We start from the raw sequence: 1,520 nt of genomic DNA, 5'->3' as shown, positions 1-1,520 counted from the left end.
GACGTACAGCGCGTCGCCCGTCGTGCGGGCGGCGGAGGCGCGGACGGTCGGCGGGGTCGCCGCCGCCATCCACGCGTCCACCGTTGACGACGAGATCCTCGGACTGTCGGAGGGCGTGCCCGGGCAGGAGTTCACGCTCGCCGTACGGCCCATCGTCGACGACGGCGCGCCGTTCACCGTGGACGTGGGCGCCGGCGGCGGATGGGACGAGTGGACCGAGGTCGACGACTTCGCCGACCAGGCGTCCGATGCGAAGGTCGTGCGGGTGGATCGCACCCGCGGGGTCGTGTCGTTCCCGCCCGCCGTGCGCGAGCCCGACGGGTCGCTGCGCCACTTCGGTGCGGTGCCGCCGAAGGGCGCGCCCCTGCGCGTGCGCCGGTATCGCGTGGGCGGGGGAGCCCGCGGCAACGTGGCGCCGGGCACGCTCTCGGTGCTGCGCACCACGGTTCCGTTCGTGCGGGGCGTGGTCAATCGCGGGGCGGCGCACGACGGCGTCGACGGCGAGCGCATCGAGGAGGCGAAGGCGCGCGGACCCCTCACCCTGCGCACCCTCGACCGGGCGGTGACGCTCGACGACTACGAGCAGCTGGCGCGGCGTGCGGCGCCCGGCGTGGCCAGGGTGCGTGCCGTCGCCGCGAAGGGCGACGGCGAGGGGCAGGGCGTGCGGCTCCTGGTGGTGCCGGCCGCGGCGATCGGGCCCGACGGACGGGTGGAGTTCGCCGACCTCATCCCCGCCGACGAGGTGCTGCAGGTCATCGCCGACGACCTCGAGCCACGGCGCACCGTCGGTGCCCGCCTCTCGATCGAACCGCCGCTCTACCAGGGCATCACCGTGGTCGCGAAGCTGATCGCCCGACCGCGGGTGGCGGTCGAGCCGCTGCGCGAGCAGGCCCTCGCGACCCTCTACCGGTACTTCGACGCCGCCCGAGGTGGAGCCGACGGCGGCGGCTGGCCCTTCGGGCGGCCGGTGCTCGCCGGCGAGGTCTACTCGGTGCTGCAGTCGTTGCCCGGCACCGAGCTCGTCGACGAGGTGCTRCTCTTCGGCGCCGACCCGGTGACCGGCAAGCGCGGCGAGCCCACCCAGCGCATCGACCTCGACCCCGATGCACTCGTCTTCGGGTTCGAGCACCGCGTGCGCGTGACGGCGGGGGTGTGAGGTGCGCGGCGTCATCGGCGGTCTCGACAGCCCGGTTCCCGTCATCGACCGGCTGCCTGCGGTGCTGCAGGAGGACGAGTTCCTCCAGCGCTTCCTGGGCGCGTTCGACACCTCGCTCGCGCCGGTCTTCGCCGTGCTCGACAACCTCGACTCCTACCTGCGCCCGCAGACCACTCCTCCCGACTTCCTCGACTGGCTCGCCGGCTGGGTGGACGTCGAGCTGGATGCCGCGTGGTCGGTCGAGCATCGGCGCCGCATCGTCGCAGGGGCGGCGGCCCTGCACCGACGTGCAGGAACCGCCGCCGGGATCCGCGACGCGATGCTGCTCGCCGCCGGCCCCGAGGCCGAGGTCGTCGTCACCGAG

Annotated in this window: 2 protein-coding genes; both read left to right on the top strand. The window is 74.5% G+C overall.

The window, feature by feature from the left end:
- The coding region (locus AC1DY2_RS19685; RefSeq protein ID WP_476763946.1) for a putative baseplate assembly protein at positions 1-1,156 on the top strand (1,156 nt) is incomplete at its 5' end.
- Between the two features lies 1 nt (position 1,157).
- Positions 1,158-1,520, top strand: a 363-nt coding sequence (locus AC1DY2_RS19680) for a phage tail protein (protein ID WP_476763945.1), incomplete at its 3' end; no start/stop codon positions are given.

The organism is Agromyces sp. P1_H4 (assembly GCF_056405255.1).
Note: the sequence above shows the minus strand (reverse complement) of the source record. Positions and strands in the feature narration are given on the sequence as shown.